General features: G+C 73.8%; 6 protein-coding genes. 4 read left to right on the plus strand and 2 right to left on the minus strand.

All coding sequences use genetic code 11. The annotated features are described in order from the left end of the window. Window positions 1–79 precede the first annotated feature (79 nt). Window positions 80–1,528, minus strand: coding sequence for an NAD(P)H-quinone dehydrogenase (locus K7862_RS05965; protein ID WP_222961323.1), 1,449 nt, complete (start codon window positions 1,526–1,528; stop codon window positions 80–82). Window positions 1,529–1,625: 97 nt separating this feature from the next. Here K7862_RS05965 and K7862_RS05970 point away from each other — a divergent pair, with 97 nt between their 5' ends. The 3 genes from K7862_RS05970 (at window position 1,626) to K7862_RS05980 (ending at window position 4,896) form a co-directional block, all read left to right on the plus strand. Continuing rightward, a complete protein-coding gene (locus K7862_RS05970) occupies window positions 1,626–2,063 on the plus strand; it encodes a gamma-glutamylcyclotransferase family protein (protein ID WP_222961324.1) in 438 nt (145 codons plus the stop codon). Between the two features lie 296 nt (window positions 2,064–2,359). Next, window positions 2,360–3,169, plus strand: a complete 810-nt coding sequence (locus tag K7862_RS05975; protein WP_222961325.1) for a purine-nucleoside phosphorylase — start codon at window positions 2,360–2,362, stop codon at window positions 3,167–3,169. A 74-nt stretch (window positions 3,170–3,243) separates the two neighbouring features. Continuing rightward, window positions 3,244–4,896 (plus strand): phospho-sugar mutase, encoded by a 1,653-nt coding sequence (locus K7862_RS05980; RefSeq protein WP_222961326.1) that lies wholly within the window; start codon window positions 3,244–3,246, stop codon window positions 4,894–4,896. 60 nt (window positions 4,897–4,956) lie between these two features. Here the strand turns inward: K7862_RS05980 and K7862_RS05985 are convergent, their stop codons facing one another. Further along, the gene (locus tag K7862_RS05985) at window positions 4,957–5,640 is read right to left on the minus strand and encodes a PH domain-containing protein (protein ID WP_222961327.1); all 684 of its coding nucleotides are present in this window, start codon (window positions 5,638–5,640) and stop codon (window positions 4,957–4,959) included. 206 nt (window positions 5,641–5,846) lie between these two features. Between K7862_RS05985 and deoC the strand changes: the two genes are divergently transcribed. After that, window positions 5,847–6,545: deoxyribose-phosphate aldolase (gene deoC / locus K7862_RS05990; RefSeq protein ID WP_222961328.1), on the plus strand; the 699-nt coding region annotated here is incomplete at its 3' end.

Raw genomic sequence — 6,545 nt, forward strand, 5'->3', positions numbered from 1 at the left:
TGCTATACACCGACCGCACGTTCGGCACCGGACGGCCGACGGAACGTCAGCCGGCCCGGAGCGCGGACAGAAGCGCCGGTCAGCTGCCCTCGGCGGTCTTGCGGGTGTGCAGCTGGCGGGCGGCCTCGGCGACCGAACCGGACAGCGAGGGGTAGACGGTGAAGGCGTTGGCGATCTGCTCGACCGTCAGACTGTTGTCCACCGCGATCGAGATCGGGTGAATCAGCTCGCTCGCCTTGGGCGCCACCACCACGCCGCCGACCACGATGCCGGTGCCCGGGCGGCAGAACAGCTTCACGAAGCCGTCCCTGATGCCCTGCATCTTCGCCCGCGGGTTGCGCAGCAGCGGCAGCTTGACGACGTTCGCCGCCATCCGCTGGGCGTCCACGTCGGCCTGCGTGTAGCCGACGGTCGCGATCTCCGGGTCGGTGAAGACGTTCGAGGAGACCGTCTTGAGGTTCAACGGGGCCACCGCGTCGCCCAGGAAGTGGTACATCGCGATCCGGCCCTGCATGGCCGCGACCGAGGCCAGGGCGAAGACGCCGGTCACGTCGCCCGCCGCGTAGACGCCCGGCGCGCTCGTCCGGGACACCTTGTCGGTCTTGATGTGACCGGACTCGGTCAGCCGGACGCCGGCCTCCTCCAGGCCCATGCCGGCGGTGTTGGGGATCGCGCCGACCGCCATCAGGCAGTGCGTGCCGGTGATCACCCGGCCGTCGGCGAGCGTGACCTCGACCCGGTCGCCGACCCGCTTGACCGACTGGGCGCGGGAGCGGGCCATGACGTTCATGCCGCGGCGCCGGAAGACGTCCTCCAGCACCGCCGCCGCGTCCGGGTCCTCACCGGGCAGCACGCGGTCGCGCGATGAGACCAACGTCACGGTGGAGCCCAGCGCCTGGTAGGCGCCGGCGAACTCGGCGCCGGTGACGCCGGAGCCCACCACGATGAGCTCCTCGGGCAGCTCCTCGAGGTCGTAGACCTGCGTCCAGTTCAGGATGCGCTCGCCGTCGGGCAGCGCGTCCTCCAGCTCGCGCGGGCGGCCGCCGGTGGCGATCAGCACCGCCTCGGCGGTCAGCCGCTCGACGGTGCCGTCCGCGTTCTCGACGACCACGGTGCGCGTGCCCTCGGCGGTCTGGCAGCCCTCCAGGCGGCCGCGCCCGCGCATCACGCGGGCGCCCGCGCGGGTCACCGAGGCGGTGATGTCGTGCGACTGCGCCAGGGCCAGCCGCTTCACACGCCGGTTGACCTTGCCCAGGTCCACCCCGACCACCCGCGCGGACTTCTCCAGCGGCGGGGTGTCGTCGGCGACGATGATGCCCAGTTCCTCGTAGGACGAGTCGAAGGCCGTCATCACCTCCGCGGTGGCGATGAGGGTCTTCGACGGGACGCAGTCGGTCAGCACCGACGCCCCGCCCAGGCCGTCGCAGTCCACGACGGTCACCTCCGCGCCGAGCTGCGCCGCAACGAGCGCCGCTTCGTAGCCGCCGGGTCCGCCACCGATGATCACGATCCGAGTCACGTACCCCATTGTCCCGCACGCGCCAAGGTGTCGGCGACGGGGGCGGCGGCGCGGACCGGGCGGGACGCTCCCGCCGGGCCGCGGGCGGCGCGCGTACTCTCGTCCCATGTCGCTCTACGCCGCCTACGGCAGCAACCTCGACCCGCGGTTGATGACGCGCCGGGCACCCCACTCCCCGCTGCGCGGTACCGGCTGGCTGAGCGGGTGGCGGCTGACCTTCGGCGGCGAGCAGATGGGCTGGGAGGGCGCGCTGGCCACGCTGGTCGAGGACGACGAGAGCCAGGTCTTCGTGGGCCTGTACGACATCGCCCCGGTCGACGAGGAGTCCATCGACCGCTGGGAGGGCGTCCCGCTCGGCATCTACCGGCGGACCACGCTGCGCGTGCACACCCTGGAGGGCGACCTGCCGGCCTGGGTGTTCGTCCTCAACGACTACGAGGGCGGCCTGCCCTCGGCCCGCTACCTGGGCGAGATCGCCGACGCGGCCGAGTCCGCGGGAGCCCCGCACGACTATGTGATGGAGCTGCGCAAGCGGCCCTGCTGAGCCGCGGCGGACGGTTGGGGGAAGGGCAGGGAAGGGGGGGCCGGGCAGGGCGGCGAAGGGCGGGCGAAGGGCGGGGCGCGGCTGCACGATGCGGCGCTCGAAGGGCAATTCCTGTTACGGAGCGGACTGCTCCAGGTGGCTCCTCCGGGCCGCCACCCGGGGGAATCCCTCCCCCACACGGCCGCCGCCGGGCGGGCGACTCGGCAGCTGAGTCAATTGTCGGAAAGTCCGAACCTCGGACCCCACTGTGGACCGTCGTCTACGCGCGTAGGCCATCACGGGTTACCCTCATGCGCGTGAACGCTTCCGTGAACCCCGATCCCTACGCCGCGGCCGACGCCGCCGCCGCCCGCCTGCGCGAGCTGACCGGCGCCGAGACCCACGACGTGGCCCTGGTCATGGGCTCGGGCTGGGTGCCCGCCGCCGACGGGCTGGGCACCCCCGACCACGAGATCCCCGTGACCGATCTGCCCGGCTTCCCCGCCCCCGCCGTGGCCGGCCACGCGGGCACGCTGCGCTCGGTGCGGATCGGCGGCGTCCGTGCGCTGGTCTTCCTCGGCCGCACGCACCTGTACGAGGGCCGTGGCGTGGCCAGCGTGGTGCACGGTGTGCGCACCGCGGTCGCCGCCGGCTGCAAGACCGTCGTGCTCACCAACGGCTGCGGCGGGCTGCGGCCCGGGTTCCGTCCCGGCCAGCCGGTACTGATCAGCGACCACATCAACATGACGGCCACCTCGCCGATCGCCGGGGCCCGCTTCGTGGACCTGACCGACCTGTACTCCCCGCGGCTGCGGGCGCTGTGCAAGGAGGTCGACCCCACGCTGGAGGAGGGCGTCTACGTCCAGCTCCCGGGTCCGCACTACGAGACGCCGGCCGAGATCGGCATGGTCCGCGCGATCGGCGGGGACCTGGTGGGCATGTCCACCACGCTGGAGGCCATCGCAGCCCGCGAGGCGGGCGCCGAGGTGCTGGGCCTGTCCCTGGTGACCAACCTGGCCGCGGGCATGACCGGGGAACCCCTCAACCACGAGGAGGTCCTGGAGGCCGGCCGGGAGTCGGCCGTGCGCATGGGCACGCTGCTCGCCCAGGTGCTGGGACGTCTGTAGGCCGGGCTCCGGACCGGGCGGTCCCGCACACCGGGCGGTCCCGTGGTCCGGGCATTCACTTCGCGGAGGAAACGATGGACGAGCTGCTGGCCCGGGTGCGCGCCTGGATCGACGAGGACCCTGACGCGGAGACCCGCGCCGAACTGGAGGACCTGCTCGCCGCGGGCGCCACGGACGACCTCGCGGAACGGTTCTCCGGCGCGCTGGAGTTCGGCACCGCCGGGCTGCGCGGCGAACTCGGCGGCGGGCCGCGGCGGATGAACCGGTCCGTGGTCATCCGCGCCGCGGCCGGGCTCTCCGCGTACCTCGCGGCGCGCGGCGGCGGGCTCGTCGTCATCGGCTACGACGCCCGGCACAAGTCGGCGGCCTTCGCCCGCGACACGGCCGCCGTGGTCACCGGTGCGGGCCTGCGGGCCGTGCTGCTGCCGCGGCCGCTGCCCACGCCGGTGCTGGCCTACGCCATCCGGCACCTGGGCGCCGCGGCCGGCGTGATGGTGACCGCCAGCCACAACCCCCCGCGGGACAACGGCTACAAGGTCTACCTGGGCGACGGCTCACAGATCGTGCCGCCCGCCGACGCGGACATCGCCGCCGAGATCGCGGCGATCGGCCCGCTGGCGTCGGTGCCGCGGCCCGAGTCGGGCTGGGAGGTGCTCGGGGACGACGTCCTGGCCGCCTACCTGGAGCGGGCCGCCGCGGTCGTCCGCCCCGGCGGCGCCCGGGACGTGTCCGTCGTCTACACCCCGCTGCACGGCGTGGGCCTGGAGACGCTGGCCGCGGCCTTCGCCCGGGCCGGCTTCCCCGCTCCGGTCGTGGTGCCCGAACAGGCCGAGCCGGACCCGGACTTCCCCACCGTCGCGTTCCCCAACCCGGAGGAGCCCGGCGCGATGGACCTGGCATTCAAGACCGCGCAGGGCGCCGCGCCCGACGTCGTCATCGCCAACGACCCCGACGCGGACCGCTGCGCGGTGGCCGTGCCGGACGCCTCCGCGGCGGCCGGCTGGCGGATGCTCCGGGGTGACGAACTCGGGGCGCTCCTCGCCGAGCACCTGGTGCGGCGCGGCGCCACGGAAAGCGGGCGGGACGTGTTCGCCGCCAGCATCGTGTCGTCGTCGCTGCTGTCGAAGATCGCGGCCGGTGCCGGACTGGCCTACGAGGACACCCTCACCGGCTTCAAGTGGATCGCCCGCGTGCCGGGGCTCCGCTACGGCTACGAGGAGGCACTCGGCTACTGCGTCGACCCCGCGGGGGTGCGCGACAAGGACGGCGTCACCGCGGCCCTGCTGGTGGCCGAGCTGGCCGCCGACCTCAAGACCCGCGGCAGCTCGGTGGCCGGGCTGCTCGACGAGATCGCGGCGCAGCACGGGCTGCACGCCACGGACCAGCTCTCGGTGCGGGTGGAGGACCTCCGGATCATCGCCGACGCGATGGACCGGCTGCGGGAGCGGCCGCCGGTCGCGCTGGCCGGGCTGGACGTGGTCTCGGCGGAGGACCTCCGCGACGGGGCGGGTGGGCTGCCGCCCACCGACGGTCTGCGGTACCGGCTGGCCGGCGAGGGGGTCACGTCGGCGCGGATCGTGGTGCGGCCGTCGGGGACCGAGCCCAAGCTCAAGTGCTACCTGGAGGTCGTCCTCCCGGCCGGCTCCGATGTGCCCGCCGCCCGGGCCGCGGCAGCCCGCACCCTGACCGCCCTGAAGTCCTCCCTGGCCTCAGCAGCCGGCCTCTAGCCCCGGGGTTCCCCTTGTCCCCGGGGCGGCTCCCGGGGTGCCCCGCGGACAAGGGGAAGCTCAGACCGCCAGGAGGACCAGGAAGACGATCAGGCCGGCCAGCGCCGGCGCCACCAACTCGAAGCACCACCGGATCTGCGCCTCGGCCCGAGCCGAGTCCTCCGGCACCGGATGCCGATCCGAAAGCTCCCGCAGCTCGTCCAGCGCCTGATCGCCCCACGCCCGAGTGGGATCGTGCGGCTCACCGCCGGGCCGCAGGTTCGCCCGCCGGCGCGGCGCGCTCCCGAACGGATCGTCACCCGCCGCCTGCGCCCGCGACGCCATGCGCGACGCCCGCTTCCGCGCCCGCAGCGACACCGGAATCGCCCAGAGCTGGAACTTCCGCTCACCCGAGAACAGCTCGGTCGAATACGCGGCGCGGAGCCGATCCACGGCCGACCACGGCAGGGTGATCGTGCGGAACGGGTTGCGGATCTTGATCCGCTCCGTGCTCGCGTAGACGGCGGGCCGCAGCGTGAAGGCCACGACGACCGGCACCGCCAGCAGCAGTCCGGCCAGCGCGAGCCAGGGCGTCCTGCCGTGGCCGCGGAGGATCGCGTCCCCGCCGAGCCAGAAGGCGAGCACGAGCAGCAGCACTCCGCCGCACATGCCCGCCATCGAGCGGTAGACGCGGTCGGCGTACTGTGGCTGCCCGTCGCCGGCGGTGGCCGGGCCCTTCGGGCGGTCCTGGTGGGAGCTCCTCATAAACTCCGATTCTGCACGACTGCGCACCGCACCCGGGAACGACCCGGTTGCGGTCCGGTTGCGGTCGGCCCGCTCGCCGGCCCGTCCGGCCCGCGAGGCGGCCCGGTTGCCGGGCCCCGCACGGCCGGGACCGGCTGGTGAGTCTGGTCACGGGGGCCCGGGATAGTGACACCCGCTACGCGCGTAGATATGCTGATGTGGTGACCATGTCCTCCGTTGTACCCGCATACGCTCCCGACGCCGCGGGCCGGCTCTCCGGCCTGTCGGACGTCACCGCGTCCGACAGCGCCCTGCGCCGCTTCCTGCACGGCCTGCCCGGCGTCGACGCGGTCGGCCTCGAGGCCCGCGCCGCCGCGCTGGGCACCCGCTCGATCAAGACGACGGCGAAGGCGTACGCCATCGACCTCGCCATCTCGATGATCGACCTGACCACGCTGGAGGGGGCCGACACCGCCGGCAAGGTGCGCGCACTGTGCGCCAAGGGCGTGCGGCCCGACCCGACCGACCGCGGCACCCCGCAGGTCGCGGCGATCTGCGTCTACCCGGACATGGTCGCGGTGGCCAAGGAGGCCCTCGGCGACTCCGGCATCCACGTCGCCTCGGTGGCCACCGGCTTCCCCGCCGGCCGTGTCGCCCGGGACGTGAAGCTGGCGGACACCCGGGACGCGGTCGCGGCCGGAGCCGACGAGATCGACATGGTCATCGACCGCGGCGCCTTCCTGTCCGGCCGTTACATGGAGGTCTTCGAGGAGATCCGGGCGGTCAAGGCGGCCTGCGCCCGCGAGGACGGCTCCGGGTCGGCCCACCTGAAGGTGATCTTCGAGAACGGCGAGCTGTCGACGTACGACAACATCCGCCGCTGCTCGTGGCTGGCGATGCTGGCCGGCGCCGACTTCATCAAGACC

Source organism: Actinacidiphila acidipaludis (genome assembly GCF_019890725.1).
In the GTDB taxonomy this organism is placed as follows: Bacteria; Actinomycetota; Actinomycetes; order Streptomycetales; family Streptomycetaceae; genus Actinacidiphila; species Actinacidiphila acidipaludis.

Bases quoted from the DNA above. Each gene is read 5' to 3' on its own strand.
- K7862_RS05985 (WP_222961327.1), bottom strand. From the start codon at position 5,640: ATGAGGAGCTCCCACCAGGACCGCCCGAAGGGCCCGGCCACCGCCGGC.
- K7862_RS05970 (WP_222961324.1), top strand. From the start codon at position 1,626: ATGTCGCTCTACGCCGCCTACGGCAGCAACCTCGACCCGCGGTTGATG.
- K7862_RS05965 (WP_222961323.1), bottom strand. From the start codon at position 1,528: ATGGGGTACGTGACTCGGATCGTGATCATCGGTGGCGGACCCGGCGGC.
- K7862_RS05980 (WP_222961326.1), top strand. From the start codon at position 3,244: ATGGACGAGCTGCTGGCCCGGGTGCGCGCCTGGATCGACGAGGACCCT.